At 47.8% G+C, this 21750-nt stretch carries 17 protein-coding genes; 10 read left to right on the plus strand and 7 right to left on the minus strand.

Annotation, left to right across the window (positions count from 1 at the left end; all coding sequences use genetic code 11):
• Nucleotides 1–112 precede the first annotated feature (112 nt).
• The 5 genes from TH61_RS11310 to yidD form a co-directional block, all read right to left on the minus strand.
• Nucleotides 113–1564, minus strand: a complete 1452-nt coding sequence (locus TH61_RS11310; protein WP_066509220.1) for an NAD(P)/FAD-dependent oxidoreductase — start codon at nucleotides 1562–1564, stop codon at nucleotides 113–115.
• Between the two features lie 159 nt (nucleotides 1565–1723).
• A complete protein-coding gene (gene msrB, locus TH61_RS11315) occupies nucleotides 1724–2296 on the minus strand; it encodes a peptide-methionine (R)-S-oxide reductase MsrB (protein WP_066509221.1) in 573 nt (190 codons plus the stop codon).
• Nucleotides 2297–2436: 140 nt separating this feature from the next.
• Nucleotides 2437–2874, minus strand: coding sequence for a nucleoside deaminase (locus TH61_RS11320; RefSeq protein WP_066509222.1), 438 nt, complete (start codon nucleotides 2872–2874; stop codon nucleotides 2437–2439).
• Between the two features lie 58 nt (nucleotides 2875–2932).
• The gene (locus tag TH61_RS11325; protein WP_066509224.1) at nucleotides 2933–3241 is read right to left on the minus strand and encodes a T6SS amidase immunity protein Tai4 family protein; all 309 of its coding nucleotides are present in this window, start codon (nucleotides 3239–3241) and stop codon (nucleotides 2933–2935) included.
• Between the two features lie 118 nt (nucleotides 3242–3359).
• Nucleotides 3360–3590 carry a membrane protein insertion efficiency factor YidD gene (gene yidD, locus TH61_RS11330; RefSeq protein WP_066509226.1) on the minus strand — a complete coding sequence of 77 codons (231 nt, stop codon included), beginning with the start codon at nucleotides 3588–3590 and terminating at the stop codon, nucleotides 3360–3362.
• 130 nt (nucleotides 3591–3720) lie between these two features.
• Between yidD and TH61_RS11335 the strand changes: the two genes are divergently transcribed.
• The 3 genes from TH61_RS11335 to TH61_RS11345 all read left to right on the plus strand — a co-directional run bounded on the left by TH61_RS11335 (nucleotide 3721) and on the right by TH61_RS11345 (nucleotide 9352).
• Entirely contained in the window at nucleotides 3721–6027 is a 2307-nt protein-coding gene (locus TH61_RS11335) for a S46 family peptidase (RefSeq protein ID WP_066509227.1), read from the plus strand.
• A gap of 404 nt (nucleotides 6028–6431) precedes the next feature.
• Nucleotides 6432–7262: a hypothetical protein gene (locus tag TH61_RS11340; protein WP_157600691.1), complete on the plus strand. Its 831-nt coding sequence runs from the start codon at nucleotides 6432–6434 to the stop codon at nucleotides 7260–7262.
• A 47-nt stretch (nucleotides 7263–7309) separates the two neighbouring features.
• Complete coding sequence (locus TH61_RS11345) at nucleotides 7310–9352, plus strand: helix-hairpin-helix domain-containing protein (RefSeq protein ID WP_231862210.1); 2043 nt, start codon at nucleotides 7310–7312, stop codon at nucleotides 9350–9352.
• Nucleotides 9353–9389: 37 nt separating this feature from the next.
• Here the strand turns inward: TH61_RS11345 and TH61_RS11350 are convergent, their stop codons facing one another.
• Both TH61_RS11350 and TH61_RS11355 read right to left on the minus strand, forming a co-directional pair.
• A complete protein-coding gene (locus TH61_RS11350) occupies nucleotides 9390–10943 on the minus strand; it encodes a hypothetical protein (protein WP_066509231.1) in 1554 nt (517 codons plus the stop codon).
• Between the two features lie 4 nt (nucleotides 10944–10947).
• Nucleotides 10948–12528: an NAD(P)/FAD-dependent oxidoreductase gene (locus TH61_RS11355; protein WP_066512800.1), complete on the minus strand. Its 1581-nt coding sequence runs from the start codon at nucleotides 12526–12528 to the stop codon at nucleotides 10948–10950.
• Between the two features lie 339 nt (nucleotides 12529–12867).
• On the opposite strand from TH61_RS11355, the gene TH61_RS11360 reads away from it, so the two are divergent.
• The 7 genes from TH61_RS11360 to TH61_RS11390 all read left to right on the plus strand — a co-directional run bounded on the left by TH61_RS11360 (nucleotide 12868) and on the right by TH61_RS11390 (nucleotide 21733).
• Nucleotides 12868–13281 carry an FdtA/QdtA family cupin domain-containing protein gene (locus TH61_RS11360; protein ID WP_066509232.1) on the plus strand — a complete coding sequence of 138 codons (414 nt, stop codon included), beginning with the start codon at nucleotides 12868–12870 and terminating at the stop codon, nucleotides 13279–13281.
• Nucleotides 13272–14207, plus strand: a complete 936-nt coding sequence (locus TH61_RS11365; RefSeq protein WP_066509234.1) for a GNAT family N-acetyltransferase — start codon at nucleotides 13272–13274, stop codon at nucleotides 14205–14207. Before TH61_RS11360 ends, TH61_RS11365 begins: the two co-directional genes overlap by 10 nt.
• Nucleotides 14208–14246: 39 nt before the next feature.
• Nucleotides 14247–15173 carry a glycosyltransferase family 2 protein gene (locus tag TH61_RS11370; protein ID WP_066509236.1) on the plus strand — a complete coding sequence of 309 codons (927 nt, stop codon included), beginning with the start codon at nucleotides 14247–14249 and terminating at the stop codon, nucleotides 15171–15173.
• A gap of 48 nt (nucleotides 15174–15221) precedes the next feature.
• Nucleotides 15222–17021, plus strand: coding sequence for a hypothetical protein (locus tag TH61_RS11375; protein ID WP_066509238.1), 1800 nt, complete (start codon nucleotides 15222–15224; stop codon nucleotides 17019–17021).
• A 444-nt stretch (nucleotides 17022–17465) separates the two neighbouring features.
• Nucleotides 17466–19373, plus strand: coding sequence for an asparagine synthase (glutamine-hydrolyzing) (asnB, locus tag TH61_RS11380; RefSeq protein ID WP_066509239.1), 1908 nt, complete (start codon nucleotides 17466–17468; stop codon nucleotides 19371–19373).
• 49 nt (nucleotides 19374–19422) lie between these two features.
• Entirely contained in the window at nucleotides 19423–20775 is a 1353-nt protein-coding gene (locus TH61_RS11385) for a UDP-glucose/GDP-mannose dehydrogenase family protein (RefSeq protein WP_066509241.1), read from the plus strand.
• A gap of 1 nt (nucleotide 20776) precedes the next feature.
• The gene (locus TH61_RS11390) at nucleotides 20777–21733 is read left to right on the plus strand and encodes a UDP-glucuronic acid decarboxylase family protein (RefSeq protein WP_066509244.1); all 957 of its coding nucleotides are present in this window, start codon (nucleotides 20777–20779) and stop codon (nucleotides 21731–21733) included.
• Nucleotides 21734–21750 lie beyond the last annotated feature (17 nt).

Genomic DNA, 21750 nt, shown 5'->3' on the forward strand with positions numbered 1-21750 from the left:
CTGGAGAGGTTCTGAGCAGAATCCAGATAAAAAGGTTGACTAGATATAAACCACCTCGTTTTTGGCCTGTTTTCCAGAAATCAGGCCAAAAACGAGGTGGTCACGCCGGCAATCAGCTTAGCGGTTTAGCCTTGAGCTTAAAGATGTCTTTGAGGGCGCGGTCTGCCGCATGGTAGCCGCACATGCCGTGCACGCCGCCGCCCGGAGGGGTGGAAGAGGAGCAGAGGTAAATGCCTTTGGCCGAGGTCCTGTACGGCGAGGCCCTTAATGCCGGACGCGTGAACAACTGCCCCAAATCAATGATGCCCCCATTGATGTCGCCGCCAATGTAGTTGGGGTTGTAGGCCTCCATCTGGTGGGTGTTCATAGTGTGACGGGCCAGAACCAAGTCCTTGAACCCCGGCGCGAACCGCTCCATCTGGTTCTCTATAGCCTGCGTCATGTCTTGGGTGGAGCCGTTGGGCACGTGGCAATAGGCCCAGGCGGTGTGCTTCCCTTCTGGCGCTCTGCTGGGGTCGAAGACGCTTTGCTGCGCCATTAAGACAAACGGTTTTTCGGGGTGCTGGCCCTGGGCCGTGAGTTTTTCTGCTTGCGCGATTTCCTCTAAAGTATTCCCCAGATGCACCGTGCCGGCCTGTCTACATTCTGGCGCGGTGAAGGGAACGGGTCCGTCCAAGGCCCAGTCAATTTTGAAGACGCCCATGCCGTAGCGGTAACGTTTCAGCTGCCATTGGTAGACAGAGGAGAAGGGTTGACCTGCTATCTCCAGTAATTGTTTGGGCGTGACGTCCAGCAAGACCGCGTGCGAGGAGGGCAGTTGCTGCAACGACCTGACATGCACGTTGGTCTCAATCTTTCCGCCTAATGAGGTGAAATAAGCCGCCAAGGCATTGGCGATGCTCTGCGAACCGCCCTTGGGCAAGGGCCAACCATGCAAATGCGCCTGCGCCAGTAGGACCAATCCAATAGCTGAGGTAGCCATATTGCTCAACGGCTGAATAGAGTGTGCTGCCATACCCGCCCACAGGCCTCTCGCTTTCTTAGTGGTAAAGACCAAATCGGCTAGAGTAGTGGCCGGCGCCATGGCTTTTATTCCGAATTTCGCCATGGCCACAGGGTCCTTCGGGAATTGCAGCGGGCCCAAGACGGTAGGCGCCAAACTGGGCCAGTCCTTTACCAGAGCGGTCATCAATTGCTCATACGCCTTTTTGTCCTTACCCAGGTGCAGCGCGGTTTCAGGTAAGGAATGCATAAGCGCCGCCGCCGTACCACCGTCAAAGGGGTGGGCGGCTGCCACTGGCGGGTAAATGTACTCCAGTCCATGCTGGGCCAGCGGCAAGGTCTTGAAATAAGGAGACTCGGCCAGGGGATGGATAGCCGAGCAGACGTCATGGTGAAAGCCGGGAAGCGTTAGTTCTTTGGTGCGCAATCCGCCGCCAATGGTGTCCTTGGACTCCAGGAGCAGCACCGACAATCCCTGTTCCTGTAGGGCAATGGCCGCGGCCAAGCCGTTCGGCCCGGAGCCTACCACTACTGCATCAAAGTCCCGTTTTTCTAACGCCATTCAATGTGCCTTTCAGTTTCATGAAAATACGGGGACAAGGTAGAAAGGAAACAATGAATTTTAGTAATGCATACCGCCTTTGCTACCTGATGAAAACAGAACCGCCTCATGCCGGGGTGGGACAGGAGGCGGTTCTTGACTGTTTGAATACTAAGTGCCTTAATTATTTACTTGCAAACCATTATTGGGCACAAAGTCCAGGGAGATGGAATTCATGCAGTAGCGCTTGTAGGTTGGGGGTGGGCCATCGTCAAACAAATGCCCTAAATGACCGTCACAGCGCCCGCACAACACCTCAATGCGGTCCATACCATAGGATTTGTCTTCTTTGTAAACAACCGCGTTCTTTCTAAAAGTCTCAAAAAAGCTAGGCCAGCCGCAGTCTGTGGCAAACTTGGCGTCAGAGGCGAAGAGCTTGTTTCCGCAGGCGGCGCAATAGTACGTGCCTTTGCCTGTGAAGTCCCAAAGCTTGCCAGTAAACGCGCGCTCGGTGCCTTTCTGGCGGGCCACGGCGTACACTTCGGGCGTTAACACGTTCTTCCATTCAGCATCAGACAGTTTCAATTTGGTGGTGTCTGTGCGAGAGTAGTAGGGGTTCTTGGTCTGCTCTGAGGTAATGGGCTGCGTAGGAACGGTAGCTGTGGCCTGTGGCTTGGTACCTTGGTCAGAGGCGCTTTGGCAACTGAGCAAAGGAATCAAGCCTAAAAAGTAGATGAAAAAGAGTCGTTTCATGGATGCGTCTGTTAAAGGCAGAAACCTGCCTTCTATACTAACGAAATGCAAGGCCCCATTAGTTTTCCAGCGGGCTATTTGCACTAGGCGTTTTTGGCCTATTTTCTAGGAAATAAGCCTAAAATGACGATACTATTTAGTTACACGCCTATGTCCTCGTTCCAGAGCGAAGGTTTCTCTTGGATAAACTGCTGCATAAGTTGGTAACACTCCTGGCTATCAACCACGGTGACGTCCACGCCTCGGCTTTTGAGCAGTTCCTCTTCGCCCATGAAGGTCTTGTTCTCTCCCACCACCACTCTGGGAATGCCATATAGCAAAATGGTACCTGAACACATGGGGCAGGGTGAAAGGGTGGTGTAGATGGTGCATTCCTTGTACACAGAGGCCGGTTGCCGTCCCGCGTTCTCCAGCGCATCCATTTCGCCGTGCAAAATGGGGCTGCCGTTCTGCACCCGCTTGTTGTGCCCCCGGCCAATGATTTTTCCGTTGTGCACCAAGACAGACCCGATGGGAATGCCGCCCTCGTTGTAGCCTTTCTGCGCTTCTTCAAATGCTGCTTGTAAGAATTGGTCCATGGTAATTTAGTTTCGAAATGGAAATGCTTTATATGAGGTGAATTATTGAAGGACCTGCTTAATATTCTGACATTAGTGCCTTGACAAATTTGTCCAGCTCCTTTGACCGGTAAAAATTAAGGCAGTTTAATAGAACAAATGACTTGCCTTCATGGTCAGAGATAACGCTTGGTGTGATTCTGTTGGAGGCCTCCTGGGCAAGGCTATCTAACTTAAGGTAGAGAACATATAAGTCACTGATGTCTATTAAAACCCCTCTGGTAATATCTTCTTCCTGAATTTTTGAAGCTGTTTCCTTTGAATAGGTTTTGCGCAGGCACATGCACAAAGCATAGTCTTTCCTAAGCTGTTGCTGGTCCTTTCTCATAGTAGAACGACTTCTTGGCATGTCTGATGGTTTACAAAAAATTGAAATACATATTATTGAGAGAGCGAAGATCTGATTAATAAACCTCATGTTGATTCGAGATAAACAGGTTTAAGCATTAAGGCACCGGGTCATAACCGTGCCCGCCCCAAGGATGGCATCGACCAATTCGTTTCAAGGCCATCCAGCCGCCTTTGAAAGGACCGTACTTGACAATGGCTTGGTGGGCGAAGGCCGAGCAGGTGGGCGTGAAGCGGCAACTGCCCGGCGTGAGCGGCGAAATGGTGTAGCGGTACAGCCAGACCAAACCCAGAAACAACTGCTTAAAAACCCAATTCAGCCACTGCATACGCGTACTCCTTTTCTTTCATAACGACCATCGGCCTGCATAAAGTGAGGCGTTCAGGTACTTCTTCTGCTAGTATCGGCAAAAAAATGCACAAATGTGTATCTTTGGCCTGTACTAACTAACAAACGTTATGCTTAAAAAGATATATGCATTTGTGTTAGCCATCAGTTTGGGCGCTTCTTTCTCTGCCAAGGCAGATGAAGGGATGTGGCTCCCGCTCTTGGTAAAACGCCTCAACATGGTAGACATGCAGAAGCAAGGCCTGCAGCTTACCGCCGAGGAGATTTACAACGTCAACAACGCCAGCTTGAAGGATGCCATCGTGCAGTTCGGGGGCTTTTGTACCGGTGAGTTCATCTCTAAGGAGGGCTTACTCTTGACCAACCACCACTGCGGGTATGATGCCATTGCGTCTAACTCAACCCCAGAGAACAACTTGTTGCGTGATGGCTTCTGGGCCAAGACTCGTCAGGAGGAAAGAAAGAACGAAGGTCTGTTTGTAGACATCTTGGTGCGCATGGAAGACGTGTCGGGTCAGGTGTTGCAGGGAATCACGGCCCAGACGTCTGAGCAGGAGCGTGCCAAATTAGTGGCTGAGCGCACCAAGTCTCTGGCAGATGCCGCCAAGAACAACGGTCAGTACGTGGCCTACGTGCGCGACTTCTACAATGGCAACGAGTTCTATTTGTTTGTCTATGAGCGTTTCTCAGACGTACGTCTGGTAGGCACGCCGCCAGAAAGCGTTGGTAAGTTTGGTGGTGACACAGACAACTGGATGTGGCCACGTCATACCGGCGACTTCTCCATGTTTAGAGTGTACATGAGCCCAGACGGCAAGCCGGCTACCTACTCAGACAAGAACGTGCCTTATAAGCCAAAGCACCACTTGCCTATCTCTATGAGCGGCGTGAAAGAAGGTGACTTCTCTATGGTGTTCGGGTTCCCGGGCCGTACCACGCGTTTCATGGCCGGTTCTGGCTTGAGCATGGCGGTAGATCAGTCTAACCCAGCGCGTATCAAATTGCGCGAGCGCCGTTTGGCCATCATGAAAGAAGCCATGGACGCCTCGCAGGCCAACCGTCTGAAACTGGCCTCTAACTACGCCAGTATCAGCAACTACTACAAATACTACATTGGGCAGAACGAGGGCATCAAGCGTATGAAAACGCTTAACAAGAAAGCCACCGAAGAGAAAGCCTTCCAAACTTGGGCTGATGCCGATGCCACCCGCAAAGGCCTTTACGGAAGCGCCCTTTCTGACATCAACGCCTCTTACGCTGGTCAGCGCGAATACAACTTGTCAGCCATCTACCGTTCTGAAGCCGCTTTGGCGCCTCAGTTGATGATGCATGCTTACCAGTACACCCCAGTTTACAATATGCTGAAAGAAGGCAAAGCCGACAAAGCCCAGCGTGACCAGTTGATGGCCGGCGTGAAGGAGATGAACGAGGAGTTCTACAAGAGCTACCTGGCGTCTACAGACCAGCGCATGTTTGCTGAGCTGATGCAGATGTACTACAATGACGTGCCAAAAGCACAGCACGGTGACATCTTTAAAGACCTGACGTCTACTTACAAAGGTGACTTCAAGAAATGGGCGGCAGACATCTACAGCAAGTCTATCTTAGGCACTGAGGCCAAAGCCAACGCGTTCCTGGCCAACCCCACCTTGAAAGCTCTGGAGAATGACCCAGCGTTCAAAGTAGTGCGTGCCGTTCAGCAGAACTACACTGCCAACATCTTGCCTAAGCTAACCGAGTACAACGCGTCGCTGGCCAAAGCCAACCGCTTGTACGTAGCCGGTTTGCGTGAGATGAACCCGAATAAAGTGTACTATCCAGATGCTAACTCTACGCTTCGTTTAAGCTACGGTACCGTGAAAGGCTATGAGCCGCGTGATGGTGTGGAGTACAAGTACTACACTACGCTAGACGGATTGGCTGCCAAAGAAGACCCAACCAATGAGGAGTTCATTGTGCCTGCCAAGTTGATGGAACTGGCTGCCAAGAAAGACTATGGCAAGTACGCAGACAACGGCGAGATGCGCGTAGCCTTCATCACCAACAATGACATTACGGGTGGTAACTCAGGTTCGCCGGTAATCAATGGTAGAGGTGAGTTGATTGGTTTGGCCTTTGACGGTAACTGGGAAGCCATGACCGGTGACTTAGTATTTGACCCTGAGTACAAGCGTTGCATCAACGTAGACATCAAATACGTGCTCTTCGTGATGGACAAACTGGGCAACGCTGGTCACCTGATCAATGAGATGACCTTGGTCAATAACGGTAACCCCAACACCCAGTTCAACCCATCTTTGAACGACATGAAGATGGACGGCAAGATGGAAGTAGAGACACCTACTGAGGAAATCAAAATCAAAAAGAAAGGCAAAGAGACCAAAATCAAGCGCGAAACCAAGAAGCAGAAGAACTAATCGTTTTTGGCTTAGTTTCCAGAAAATACCCTAAAAACGCCCGGTGCATCTGCATCGGGCGTTTTTGTTTTTAATAGAGTAAAGCTTATCGTTTCAACTATTTACAATGGACATAGCATAATACCCTTTCGCACTTTCCCCACTGCTTGTTTTTACACTGCTTGCCAGTAGACTTAGCCGTAGCGGTGCACCTGGCATTATAAAAGGTGGCAGCCGTTGGCCCAGCGCTTGCAGAAGCAAAGGAAAGCATAAAGCCAACGCTGGCGGTAAAGGAGAGAGAAGTAAAGAATTTCTTCATGATGATGCATATGGATGCTTTTATAAATATAGTAAAAGTATATATAGCTGATAGTACCAATTTTAACTGATGTACGTAGGAGGAAAATCGGCTAACCCCTGTGCCTATGTCACATCCTCTACGGTTTATCCTTGCTTTCTATTTTCTTCTCTTTAGCGAGTTTGCACAGGCTCAGCTTTACAACGCACCCACCGGTGCCAGAAGCATGGCCTTAGGCGGAGCGTCTGTGACGCTGTCAGATGTTTGGGCGCTTTCCAATAACCCGGCCGGCATCGCTGGGGTAGAACATCCTTCTTTGGGAGCCTTCGCGCACAACAGGTTCACTATTCAAGAGCTGACAACGGTAGGATTGCTTGCCGTGTATCCTTCTGGCAAGTGGGGAACCGTTGGACTGGACGTGCAACGCTACGGTGGCGAGTTATACAATGAACAACGTCTGGGCATTGGCGTGGCACACCAGTTAGGACAAGTACGGTTAGGCCTGAAGGCAGACGTGTTGCAAGTGCGCGTAAAAGAGTGGGGAAGCCGGAAAACCGTGGCCCTTAGCGTAGGCGGACAGTCAGAGGTCATTCCCGGCCTCACGTTTGGCGCCCACATCTACAACCTAAACCAAGCCAAATTAGCCGAGTTCGAGGATGAACGAGTGCCCACCGTCATGAAGATTGGCTTGAGTTACCAAGCCGCTACCAAAGTCCTGCTGGTGGCTGAAATTGAGAAAGAGTTGGAAGCTGATGCCGCCGTGAAAGCTGGTGTTGAGTACCAAGTTATCCCAGCCTTGGCCCTGCGCACGGGTTTCAACTCCGGTACCCGTTCGGCCACCGGCGGCATAGAAGTAAAATTCAAGCAGTTTCAAATAGGATATGGTTTAGGCGCGCAAAGTAGGTTGGGCGTGAGCAATGCCTTGTCGTTGGTGTACCAATGGGGCAAGCAGCCATGAAGCGTTTTTGGCTTGTTTTCCTGATTATAGCCTTAAAACGGCTTCCAGTGTGGGCACAAGAAATCCCCAGGCAGGCGGTAGATGTGGAGTTGTTGGTCCAAGAACTGTTCGCCCAGCAGAATGATGAAAACACTGTAACTTATGAGGATTTATATGAGACCCTACTCCAATATTACCGGCAGCCTTTAGACCTAAACCGCGCCAGCCGGGAAGAGCTGCGCGGACTGTGGCTCTTGTCAGAAAGTCAGATATCCAGTTTACTCCAACACATAGCAGAGAACGGCAGGCTGTTGAGCTTATATGAATTGCAGGCCATTCCGGGGTTTGACCTACTCACTATTAGAAGATTATTGCCATTTGTAACGGTTCAAGGCCAAGGGCATACAGGGCAGAGGACATGGCGGGAAAGAATTAAACAGGCCGATAATCATTCTCTGCTGCTGCGCTATGATAGAACCTTACAGGAACAAAGAGGCTATACTGCTCCCGAAGGCCGTTCCACTACCCGTTACTTGGGTTCACCAGATAAATACTTGCTTAGGTACAGACTCAGTCAAGCAAAAGACTTCAGTTTTGGCCTCACCGCCGAGAAAGATGCCGGGGAGCAGTTTTCCTGGAGCCCTAGCCAACGCCTGTATGGGTTTGATTTCTACTCCTTCCACGCGCAGTTGTATGACAGAGGCCAGTTCAAAACCATAGCGGTCGGCGATTATCAATTGCAGTTTGGGCAGGGTCTGTTGCTTTCGAGTGGTTTGGGGGTAGGGAAGGGCTCAGAAACCATTACCACCGTGAGACGCAGTCAGGTGGGCATTCGGCCGCATACCTCGGCCATGGAAACTAATTTCTTCAGAGGAATGGCTGCCACCCACCGTTGGCGAAGACTGGAAAGCACCCTCTTTTACTCTAATAGAAAAGTGGACGCCTCTGTGTCTGAAACAGCGCAGAACGAAGAGGAGTTAATCGAAGAAATTGGCAGACTGGGCAGTATCCAGACCTCGGGCCTGTACCGCACGCCCACTGAGTTTACCAACCGCAACAGAGCCAGGGAGCAGGTGATGGGCGGCGATGTCACCTATAGAAATCTCGCGCAAACCTTAAGCATTGGTTTGACCGCCCTGACTACCCGCTACAACCTGTCCTTGCAGAAGAGGCCGGAGCCCTACAACTTGTTTACTTTTAGCGGAAGGCAGAACAGCGGGGTAGGCCTGCACTACAGCTACCTTTGGCAGAATTTCAACTTCTTCGGAGAAACAGCTAGGTCAGAAAATGGCGGATTAGGCACAGTAAATGGGATATTGGCCAGCTTGTCTGAACGCGTGGAGATGGCCTTCGTGTACCGCCATTATGCCAGGGATTTCCAGAGTCTCTATGGCAATGCCTTCGGCGAAAGCACGCGCAACCAGAACGAGGACGGCTTTTACTCCGGCCTTAAACTGAAGTTGAGCAACCGTTGGCAGCTCACCGCCTTTTATGACCGGTTCCGGTTTCCTTGGCTACGCTACAGGGTAGAAGCGCCCTCAGATGGTGACGAGTATTTGCTGCGACTGCAGTTTGTGCCCTCCAAAACCACCCTGCTCTATGCCCAGTTTCAACAGGAACGCAAAGCCCGCAACGAAACTGCGGAAGGAAATGCTTTGGCCCAGGTCACTGAAACGCAATCGCAGCGGCTGTTGCTCTTGCTGGATGTGAGCCCCTTGCCTTCGCTCAGGCTGAGGTCACGGGTACAGATGAGTCAGTTTCAGCAATCTGGAGAAAAGCAAAAAGGCTATCTGATGGCGCAAGACGTGACCTGGGACCGGAATAGTACTCGGCTAAGCGCCCGCTATTCCCTCTTTGACACAGACGGCTACGACGCCCGGCAATATGCCCCCGAGCAGGATGTGCTCTATGCCTTTTCTATTCCAGTATTCACGGGCACCGGCACACACGTCTACCTATTGGCCCAGCACCAACTCAACCAGCACCTGGATGTCTGGGCCAAACTCAGCCTCACCCAATATAGGAACCAATATACGGTGAGCTCAGGCTTGGAGGAGATTCAAGGACCCAGAAGAACCGATGTTAGGGTGCAGGTGCGGTATCGTTTTTAGGCTGTTTTGGGGAAATGAGGCCAAAAACGGAGGTAGACTATTTTTCTACTCCACCTACCGGCGGCTCGGCGGTTATCTGTTGTTTAGGCAAAGGGTATGGGGGAATCTCATAGACATAGAAAGAGTAGGGATTCATGTAATCACCCTTAAACGCTTTTAAAAACTTTACCGGCGTGGCGTGCCATTGATAGGGAATTTCAAACCTGGAGATGAAGATGACTGGTGCCTTCTGCTGTTGCGCCATAGCGCTGGCCCAGTCAAATAAGACAAATTTGCGGGGAGCATGGCCTTCTAGGAGGTTGAGCCGGAAAAAAGTAGAGTGGTTTCCGTTGGGTAGATGCCAAAGTGGCTTGCCTAGATAGGCGGAAATAGTAGAAGCCGTGACATCATCCTCAATGGTAATGGTATAGGACGCAGGCAAGGATTGTAGAAATTCAGCCGCATCTTTTCCGGGGTAAAAAGGGTATTTACAATCCACATAAAGGGCTTTAGCGCCCCCAATGAATTGAGCCAGGGCAAAAAACAAAAATAGTTTGGGGATAAGTGAATCTACCCATTGCAGTAGTCTTTGCCCGCGAGATGGAGCAGAGGACGGTTCCTCTGGATAAAAGGTCTTGATCCAGAGGAACGCCAACGCATAGAAAAAGTAATGGGCATGATGCCGTATGGCTCCCTCAAACTTAAAGGAGAAAAATAAAAGTAGGAAGGAATAAAGAAGCAGGAGGGGGAGCAACAGCCTCTTGTTTTTATAAAAGGCCAGCACCAGAAAAAGCAACAAGAGGAGTGATAGCGGAATCTCTGTTGAAGTTTTAAGAATAGAGGAGTTCCAGAAGGTGACATGTGATTGGGGTATCGTAAAGAATGACTGCCATATTCTGGTAGCAGACTGGAAGACGTAATACACCTTTTGAAAAGGGAAAAACTCTCTGTGCGGCTCTACCGGGCGCAACATGCTCCAGAAAGAATACAGGCAACCTAGCCCCCATAGGCCAATCCCTGCCAGTTGATGACCCTTTGGCAACGGCATCCATTGAGGAGACTCTTTCCATAACTTAAAAGCCTCTGAAAACAGCAAGAGGCCTAAAACACCGGATATGAGAAACCCGAAGAGATTGGTTTGGGCATTGAGGACTAATAGGAAAATGTACCCATACCAATGCGTGAACCTCTTTGGGTAGAAGGTGCAAATCAAAAATAGAGTGACTAGTTCTATAGCATATAGTCGGCTAATAAGGCCGTATTCAAACAGCCCGTAATATCCAAAGCAAAAGAGTAGTTTAAACGCCCAAGAGAAGGGAGCTTTTCTTAGAAAGACAAATATAAAAGCCACAGCGCACGCCCACTGCGTTACCTTCAAGGCGTTTAAATTGTCTGTGAACCTAGTAACCACGAACAAGAGGCTGTACCAGAGGTTGGGATGGCCCTCAAACTTCTTGTTATATAGCAGGTCTGCATAAGTGTCACTGTACAAGGCCAGCAACCATGGCTCTGTCTCGTCAAACCACAACTCATGGTATTGCATGAAAAAGGCCAGCAGGCAGGCGTATAGGAGCGTGAAGACGCCCGCCAGTTTAGTATTCTTGCTAAGCATGCGGTTACTTCTCTGAAGAACCCTCATGGTACTCCTGCTCTGTGTTCACCTCCCAAAGGTTGAACTTGTCCGTGCGTCCGCTGGTAATGTTCTCCACGGCCAGCATGGCGGTAAGCATGGAATGGTCCTGGTTGTTGTACTTGTGCATGCCGTTCCTCCCTACCAGAAACAGGTTTTCTATACCGTCTAAAAACGCCTGCACCTTTGGGAATTCTGTATAGGAACCGAAATAAGCCGGATAAGCCTTCGGCATTTTAAAGACGGTGCTGTCTATGACCTGATCTGCGGAGATGATGCCCAACTTGTCTAGTTCGTCTATGGCCAACTGTTTCAGCTCGGGTTCGCTCATGTGCCAAAGCGCGTCTTCGCCCTGGCAGAAATACTCCACCCCCAACCACACCGTGTCCGGGTCTCTTACCAGGTAAGGACTCCAATTATTGAAGATCTGCAACCTGCCGGCCAGGACGTCTGGCTCTTGGATGTATATCCAGTTGTCATGGATGAGCGGGTCTTCTCCTTCCTGGATGGCCAGTTTGTGCAATAGGATACCCACCGTCAGGAAGTTCCGGTAGGGGAGGTGCTCGCTTATCTCGCGCACCTCCTGAGGGACGGCCTCGCCTAAAGCGGATACCAAGTCCCTAATAGGCATTGTGGAGATGACATACTCCGGGGAAAGAGTGTAATCCTGTTTGATCTCTGAATTATGAATGGTCACCGAGGTGATTCTATTGCCTGTCAGCTCCAAACCCACCACTTTCTGGTGCAGATGCACCTCGCCGCCTTTCTCTCTCACTTTGCGGGTTACCACCTCCCATAAATGCCCAGGGCCCAGTTTGGGGTATAGGAACTGCTCAATAAGGGAGGTTTGAGTGTCCTTCTGGGTGAAATCCCCTTTGGGAGTGAAGAACTGCTGCCGCAGAAAGTGTTTGACCGCTTCGGTGATGGACAAGGCTTTGATGCGCTGGGCACCCCATTCAGCGCTTATCTGTTGGCAGGGCACGCCCCAGACCTTCTCAGTATAGGACTTGAAAAAAGTCTTGTAGAGGTGCTTGCCAAACCTATTGATGAAGAAGTCCTCCAGGTTGCGCTCCTTCTTTAACGGGAAGACTACTTGTTTAAAATAACTGAATCCGGCCTTGGCCGACCAGACCCAGCCCAACTGTGAGAGAGTGGCAAGCGAAAAGGAAAGAGGGTAGTCAAAGAACTGCCTTCTAAAGAAGATGCGGGATTTGCGTTGGCGCAGCAACATTACATCTTGTGGCGCATCACCTGTTGTAGCGGTAACTACCGGAATTTCCCTGGATTTGCCCTGATACGCGAGAGATCCTATGGACTGTCCAGGCTCCAGATGCAGAGGCAAGATGGACAGCCACCAATCCATGACCCGGTCAGACTTAGAGAAAAAGCGGTGGCCTCCAATGTCCATGCGGTTGCCTTTGTACTCAATGGTGGCAGAAATACCACCCACCCGCTCCGTTGCTTCCACCACCACCGGATGCACCGTGGTGTGCTCAAGGAATTCAAACGCAGCCGTAAGCCCGGCAGGGCCAGCCCCAATAATCAAGGCTGTCGGTTTTGAGGACATAGGGTCAGGGAAAGTCAACTCAAAGATAATCAGTTTGCGCGTAACCTCTAGTTTTTGAAGGGGTCCAAGGCGGGACGATGCTACCTCATTGGTACTACTGGCAGCGGAAAACGGAAGAATGTGGACTGCCTTGCCTCTACAGAAATTGTTTAATAACCTTAAAACATGAGGATAGGTTCTTCGCCGCTTGCTTGGCAGTCCTTCATTTTTGGCTTATTTCCTGGGAAACAGGCCAAAAACGAAATATAGGTGAAGCATTATCCATTGGCAGTGATTTTGTACCTTGCTTCCTGTGGGCTTGGTACTGATGTACAGCCAAGTCTAGTGCAATTGTTACAAATGAAGGACAGAGAAAGGAAACCATATCTTGTTGAATTCCCGGTAATAGGTGAGCCGAGTGTTGGTTTCATTTCTATTGCAGAGAAGGCCGGTGTGCTCCCTTTTGATTGTAAGCGCGTATTCTGGATCTATAATACACCAGAGAGCATCTTACGCGGCAGGCATGCGCACTATGCCACAGAACAGATCATCATTGCCGTAACCGGCCGAATTCTGGTGACCACAGAGCTTGCCAGTGGTGAAATACAGGTGTTTGTGTTGGAGAGTCCTCAATCAGGCGTCTACGTACCACCTAATGTGTGGCATACCATGCAGTACTCATCCAACGCCATCCAACTGGTATTGGCGTCTACGGCATTTGAAGAGGCAGATTACATTAGGGACTATGCAATGTTTAAGCAGGTATGGAATTAGAGGCGTTGCTCCAGGCTAGAATAGGGGAACTAGGTTTTTACAGCCCGTATAGCTTTTTGCGGGAGTTCAGCCCGGTAGAGCAGTTTCAGTTTTTTGTGAAGCCTAGCATAAACAAACTCTTATCGTTACTAAATGATTCTGTCAAAACCATTCAAGTGGACGGGAATGAATTTGTCTTTCTGTTTGAGCGACTTTCCTGGGACAGCTCTTTTTTCAATAGAAACTGCTACAAGCTCTTCACGGTGTTGTACCAACCGTGTCCGCCTGCGGCACTCATACAGGCTGCCCACCAATTCAAAATTTTCCTTTCTCTGCATGGAAATACCTACTGTTTCATAGAACTGCCTTCCGAAGACGTTTTTCTGTTGCAATGCTTAACCGCGGCGGGCATCCAATTGGTAGAAACCCGACTTCATTATCACAGACAGGATCTGGTAAACTTTTCAAATGAGCGTTTCCCGGTTAGAGTTGCCACGGCTTCGGATGGAGAAGCTTTAGCGCAATTGGCGGCCCAGCAGAGAAATCCTTTTGATAGAACCCACGCAGACATCCACTTCACCACCAAGGAGGCAGATGCTTACCTGGTCAGGTACGCCCAGGAGGCTCTAAATGGCTTTTGTGCGGGAGTTTTGGTGCCAAGAGGATCGGCACAGCCAGTGAATGCCTTTCTGGCGTATTCTATTTTTCAGGAAACACTGCCAGCCAAGCCCATGAAGAGATTCCATGTTGCCTTGGCCGCAGTAAGCCCCTCTTATCAAGGTGGCTTGTATAAGCTGTTGAGTGAATTAGTTTATAAAGCAAAAGCCGAGGAAGCTTTGTGTGTTACCTATACCACCCAAACCACCAACCGGGCAGCCATCAGGACATGTGAGAAGCTGGACTTTCGCTTTGGAAGAGCCACCCATATACTTTCTTTTAGTGCTTAAAGGCACCCTTTACTTTTTAAGAAGATTTAAACTATTGCAATGCCATTAGTATCCGTAATCATCCCTTGCTATTTTAATGAGGATAACATTCCCAGTACTTTTCTGCGGTTATTAGAGAATGAAGACCTTTTTCCGGAAGACGTAGCCTTGGAGTATGTTTTTGTAGATGACGGATCAAAAGACAACACGTTGCAGGTTTTGATGACGCTTAAGCAGCACTATCCTGAGAAAGTGAAGGTGGTCAAGCTCGCCAAAAACGTGGGTTCTTATAATGCCGTCATTGCGGGCATGGAGTATGCCGAAGGGGATTGTTCGGCCATCATATCCGCTGACCTGCAGGACCCGCCTGCCTTGATGGTGAGGATGTACGGCTATTGGCAGAATGGCGTGAAGCTAATCATAGGGCATAGGGAGGTTAGGGAAGACCCCATGTTGCAGCGCTTCTTTTCCTGGGGGTTCCATAAGGTCATGCGTAAAATAGCCTTTGATAAACTGCCCGCTGGAGGGTTTGACTTTGTATTTTTTGATAGGAGAATACGGGAGGAGATTCTGAAAATAAAAGATCCTAACAGCAATGTCATGTACCTTATGGCGTGGCTGGGCTTTGATTATGTCACCATTCCCTATAAAAGAGAAAAGCGTGAAATAGGTACCTCCAAATGGACCTTCAGTAAAAAGCTGAAGCTGTTTCTAGACTCCGTATTGGCTTTTTCTTTTTACCCCATTAGGGCCATTTCTGTAACAGGTATGGTGTTAGGGTCCATTGCCTTTCTATATGGAGTTTTCGTCTTGTTTGCTAAAGCAACAGGGCAAGTAGCCGTAGAGGGATGGACGGCCTTGATGGTAGTTTTGTTGTTTGTCTCCTCTTTTCAGATGATTGCCTTGGGTGTGATTGGGGAATACGTTTGGCGAGCGCTGGATGCCTCCAGGAAAAGGCCGCTGTACATTGTAGAAAGCGTACACTAAACCTTCCAGATATCCTTTGACTTTACAGTTGCCCTTAAGGTTTACTTGATGTATCCAATTCTTCTAATAGGCGTTGTCCTTTCCATTTTTTTCTTTTTGCTGGGTTCTTTGTTCATAGACCGTCAGCTGAAAGGGTCTTCTGGGTTTTTACAGAATGTTATTAATCTTTGGGTTGGGATCCTTTTAGCTGTTTCAGTTTATGCAATCGTGAAAACTGCCATGATTACCATCATGGTTTTGCTGTTGCTGGTGATTGTTCTATTTAGGAAGAGATTCAGTCTGGAGAAAGCTCAAAACCCCATTGGGAAATTACGTTTTGGGGTAGTATTGGCAGGCGTTTATGTTCTGGTTTTCTTCGTCCAGGTCAACTTTCAACTGGACGTGTTTGATCATCCCTTAAATTACCTGAAACATATTCATGCAGACGACGGGGAGCGCTACATCTACAGCCACATTGTTAGTCTACTGTATTATGAGGAGGTAGAAACGGTAAGTGTAGAAGGGGTGCTCAAAGGTTTTACTGGTGTTTCACTTTACCATTTCGCGGAATTCTGGTTGGCAAGCCTCTTTAAGTCAATCTATAACGCCAAAAGTGACCTGATACTGTTTTATTTTGTATTCCCCTTATTGAAAACCCTGTGCGTGCTAACGGTCTACTCTATCTATGCCCACAGGCTGGATACCTATAAAAGAAAACTGCTTGGCGTTTTTATCGTCTTTGGTTTTGTGGTGCTGGGGTTGAAATGGATTTTCCCTCCGCATGCTGTCGCAGACCTGCGAGCCATCGTATTACTGCCTTTTTTGATTCTGGTGGCTAAGTTGTTGTATGATAAAAAATATGATGCGGCTTGTGGGTTCTTGCTGATAGCCGGAATAGAGAATGTGTTATTTCTGCCTGCGGCGGCCCTGTTTCTGCTTTTGTTTTTTGATAAGGTAGAAAAACGCACCTTTTATTTGTTTGGGGCCTATCTGGTAGCTTATCCCTTGTTCTTCTTCCTTTTCAAGGAAAAAGTGACGGATAAATATATGACCTTGAGCCTGCAAGAGACCTTTCAAACAATTATAAGTGACGCGCCGGCGAGAAGGGTGTACCGGATTTTCTTACTGGCATTATTGTCTTATCCTTTTAAGGTGCTGCTTTCCTTTATCCTTCTAAACAATTATTCCGCACTCATTAAAAAGGTCTGGTTGCGAGACCTAGGATACTGGCTATTGCTTTGTTTTGTAGTGTACCACGGGCTGTTTGGGATATTCCAAAGCCTTTCAGTAGACGCGTACCAGTTCAAGAGCGTGGGGCTAAACTTAGCTGGGGTGGCCTTCTTCTTTATTTTGGCTTATCTAATTGATAAGGGCAAGTTCCTGATTTGTTTAGTGATCATGCTCTTAGTCACTGACTATACCTATCCATTCTCAGAAGTTAAAACAAACAGAGCGTATGATCCTAATCTGGAGGATAAGTTAGCGAGAATAGGGGAAGGCAAAGTAATAAAGGGCCTTTTTGTAGACGAAAACGAAGTATTAGAAAGTCAATTTTTCTTATTCCTCTATCCAACGCATGTAACGGAATACGGCAGGGCCAATGACTACCGGATGTACCTCTTTACCTACGACGTTACAGGGTTAAGGAATTCATTGGATAAATTGGATACAGGACCACAAAAAATCGTCTCAAAGGTGATTCAACCTATTTTCCCCATGGATAGGGGAATCTTGGAGAATATCAAGACCCACTCAATCTCACTGGTTTGGGTGAATAAAAATTCAAAGTACTTGAGTGAGTTTAAAGGCTACCAACCATTGCATGTGTTGGATAACTACTTTGTATATTCTATTCAAGTTGGAGATTAGGTGGATCGCTAAGGGCTGGTTGAAGAGGATGTAGCCCTTTTTTGGCCTCATTTCCAGAAAACAAGCCAAAAGCGGTTTGCTAAAACCAATAAATTGCTTTGTGGATAGATGAGGACCATAAGTGTTTCTGCCGCACTCATTAAGATTGTTGATTGCTATGCTGTTTTACTTCATATTTAATAATAGGGCAGCCTATTAAAACTGTGGAGTCTTTGAGAGTTAAATAAGGGCATGAAGGAGTCTCAATGAAATATAGTAAAAATCTAATTAAACGATTAGAGCACTGTTGCTTCTTCAGAAACTCACGATAATTGTAATAGATTGAATTAAAGTGCATTCAGTTGGTGTTTACCAAGTTGCCACATGGAATAGCTTTAGCCCAGGAATGGTGATAAGACCGCTGGCCAAAACCATTTCAGTTATTAATCGTAACTTTGCGGCAATATGTGCGGAATATCAGGAATCTATGCTTTTACCGAAGAGGGCCGCAAAGCCATCGGACGTTTACCCCAAACAACAGATGCCCTTCAGCAACGCGGACCGGATTCTCAGGGTCATTTTACCCATGGGAATGTAGGTTTAGGGCACCGGAGACTCTCTATCATTGATGTGAGCGATGTTGCCTGTCAGCCCATGGTGGATGAGGCGGAGCGCTACACCATTGTATTTAATGGTGAGATTTTCAACTTTCAGGAATTGCGTTCTCAGCTTGTCGCGCAAGGCTATACTTTCTTTTCTCAGTCAGATACAGAAGTTTTACTGAAACTGTATATCCAGCAAGGGCCCGAGTTTTTGAAGAAGTTGAACGGCTTCTTCGCCTTCGCTATTTATGATAAGGAAGAGGAGACGTTATTTGTAGCCCGTGACCGAATGGGGGTGAAGCCTCTGTTGATGTTTCAGGATGAGGACAAACTAGTGTTCGCCTCAGAAATGAAATCGATTCTAGAGTTTGGAATTCCGCGTAAGCTGGACTATGTGTCTCTATATGAGTACCTTCAATTAAACTACATTCCGGCTCCAGCCTCCATCTTCAAAGGAGTGAAGAAGCTTATGCCTGGGCATTATCTACGGGTTGGCAAAAAAGGCAAAACCGAGATTAAGCGCTGGTACAAGATTCCGTACGACGAGAAAAAGGCCAAGAACAACCCGCTTTCTTATGAAGCCCAGCAGAAGAAACTGGTGGACCTTATGGATGGGGCGGTGCAGCGCCGTATGATTGCAGATGTGCCTTTGGGCGCCTTCTTAAGCGGTGGGATTGACTCCTCTGTCATTGTGGCTTTGGCCTCTCGCCATACCCAACAGCTAAATACCTTCTCTATTGGGTACAAAGATGAACCCTTCTTTGATGAAACGAAGTATGCAAAGTTGGTGGCGGACAAGTACAAGACCAACCATACCGTATTTTCCCTTACCAACAATGATTTATACGAGCACCTCTTCAGGGCGCTTGACTATATAGATGAACCCTTCGCCGATTCATCAGCCTTGGCGGTGAATATTCTAAGTCATCATACCCGTCAGAAAGTGACCGTGGCGTTGTCTGGAGATGGGGCAGATGAGCTCTTTGCTGGCTATAACAAGCACATGGCCGAATATAAGGTGCGCCAAGGCGGTTTTGTAGCTGAAACGGTAGCTGCCTTATTACCGGTTTGGGAAATGATGCCTAAATCGCGTAACTCTTCGTTGGGTAACCGCATTCGTCAGTTCCAACGTTTCGCCGAGGGCATGAACCTGTCTGCCAAAGACCGCTACTGGCGCTGGGCCTCTTTTGCAACCGAAGATGATGCCAAATCCATGCTGAGCGGCAAGGTGAAGCGCGTTTTGTCAAAAGATGTGTATAAAAAACGACGCCAGAAGATTCTGAGCCATCTTTCTCAGAAAGGTGACATTAACGAGGTGTTGTTAACCGATATGAATCTGGTCTTGCCTAATGACATGTTAACCAAGGTGGATTTAATGTCTATGGCCAATAGTTTAGAGGTAAGGACCCCATTCCTGGATTATAAAGTTGTCAATTTTGCTTTCTCCTTGCCTCAGTCTTCTAAAATTGATGGCAGCATGAAGAAGAAAATTGTGCAGGACGCCTTCAGAGGCATGCTGCCACCCGAACTATACAAACGACCGAAGCACGGGTTTGAGGTGCCGCTGTTAAAGTGGTTCCAAAACGAACTGAAGCCTATGATCATGGATGACCTACTTTCAGATGCATTTATTGAAAGCCAGGGCATTTTTAACGTGAAAGAAATTCAAAGATTAAAGGCGCAACTGTTCTCCAGCAACCCTGGCGACATCCATGCCCGCATTTGGGCTTTGGTGGTCTTCCAGCACTGGTGGAAGAAGTGGATGATGTAAAGACAATTGATTGTTTATAAAAATCCTTCTGTTTTAAAACAATAAACTTATGAAAATAGCTGTAGTAGGAACTGGCTATGTTGGCTTGGTAACAGGTACTTGCTTTGCTGAGGTAGGTATTGAGGTAACGTGTATAGATGTCAATACAAAGAAGATAGAAGACCTGAAGAAAGGGATTCTGCCGATTTATGAGCCGGGATTGGAAGAGATGGTATTGCGAAACGTTTCAAAAGGGCGTCTTACTTTTTCTACAAACTTAGCTACGGCCATACAAGGTTGTGATGCTGCATTTATTGCAGTAGGAACCCCTCCCGGGGAGGACGGGAGCGCGGATTTAAAGTATGTGCTCGGCGTGGCCAGGGAAATTGGTCAACACATGACTGACTATCTGGTGGTAATCACCAAGAGTACAGTACCTGTTGGTACAGCTAAAAAAGTAAAGCGGGCAGTAGCAGAGGAATTAGATAAGCGGCAATCTACAATAGAGTTTGACGTAGCTTCTAACCCCGAGTTCTTGAAAGAAGGGGCTGCCATTGAGGATTTCCTGAAGCCAGATCGTATTGTCATTGGCGTGGAGTCTGAGCAGGCGGAAGAGGTAATGCGCAAGCTTTACAAGCCGTTCCTTTTAAACGGCCATCCAATCATCTTTATGGATGTCCCATCCGCAGAAATGACCAAGTACGCGGCTAATTCCATGTTGGCTACCAAAATCAGTTTCATGAATGACATTGCCAACCTTTGTGAAATCATGGGCGCAGATGTGAACATGGTTCGCCGGGGAATTGGAAGTGATTCCAGGATTGGGAACAAGTTCATTTATCCGGGCATCGGGTATGGGGGCTCTTGCTTTCCTAAAGATGTAAAGGCCCTAATCAAAACTGCCGCAGAGAATGGGTATCAGATGCAGATCCTCCAAGCGGTGGAATCTGTAAATGAGAACCAAAAAGAGGTGCTGTTTAAGAAAGTGATGAAGCACTTTAACGGTGACTTAGCAGGGAAAACGTTTGCGCTTTGGGGGCTTTCCTTTAAGCCTAAAACAGATGATATGCGAGAGGCCCCTTCTTTAGTCATTATTGAGAGGCTATTAGCGGAGGGTGCCAACGTGAGAGCCTATGACCCGGTGGCGATCAAGGAAGCCCAGCATATGATTGGGAAGAATGAGAGAGTAGAGTATACAAAGGATGAATATGATGCTCTTATAGATGCCGATGCTTTGCTGGTGGTGACAGAGTGGCCAGAGTTCAGGTCCCCTAACTTCCAAGTGATTGGAAGGCTGCTGAAAAACAAGGTCATATTTGATGGCCGCAATATCTATGATGCAAAAGAGCTCCAAGAACTGAGCTTTGCCTATTATGGAATTGGAGTACAGGAAGTCTTGCCTGTTGTAGAAACTACTAATTGATATGTCAGGTAGAAAAAGTGTCTTAATAACCGGGGGTGCTGGTTTCTTAGGGTCTCATCTTTGTGACCGTTTTATAAAAGAAGGGTATCATGTTATTGCTATGGATAACCTGATAACCGGAGACCTGAAGAATATTGAGCACCTCTTTAAATTAGAGCAGTTTGAATTCTACCATCATGATGTTTCAAAGTTTGTACACGTACCAGGCCATTTAGATTATATTCTTCACTTTGCCTCTCCAGCGTCACCCATTGATTACCTAAAAATCCCAATACAAACTTTAAAAGTAGGTTCTTTAGGTACTCATAACCTTCTAGGATTAGCAATGGCTAAGGGGGCGCGTATTTTAATAGCATCTACCTCTGAAGTTTATGGCGATCCAGAGGTGCATCCACAAACGGAAGAGTATTGGGGCAATGTAAACCCAGTAGGTCCCAGAGGCTGTTACGATGAGGCTAAACGCTTTCAAGAGGCTATCACAATGGCCTATCATATACACCATGGTCTTGAGACGCGTATTGTTAGAATATTCAATACCTATGGTCCTAGAATGCGTCTAAATGATGGACGTGTATTGCCAGCCTTTATGGGACAAGCTCTAAGAGGCGAAGAATTATCCATTTTTGGCGATGGGTCCCAAACACGTTCTTTTTGCTACGTGGATGATTTAGTGGAAGGCATTTACAAGTTATTATTGAGTGATTATACTCAACCAATAAATATTGGGAATCCAGATGAAATATCTATAAGGCAATTTGCTGAGGAAATTTCACAAATAACAGGAGTTGAACTAAAATTTGGTTACCAATCCTTGCCGGAAAATGATCCGCAAAAAAGGCGGCCGGATATCTCAAAAGCAAAAAGTATACTTGACTGGGATCCAAAAATTGAAAGAAAAGAGGGCCTGAAAAGAACGTTAAAATATTTTAAAAAAGAACTTTTTAATGAAAAAGACTAAGGTAATGTTAAGTAAAA

This window comes from Rufibacter sp. DG15C (assembly GCF_001577755.1).
GTDB lineage: Bacteria > Bacteroidota > Bacteroidia > Cytophagales > Hymenobacteraceae > Nibribacter.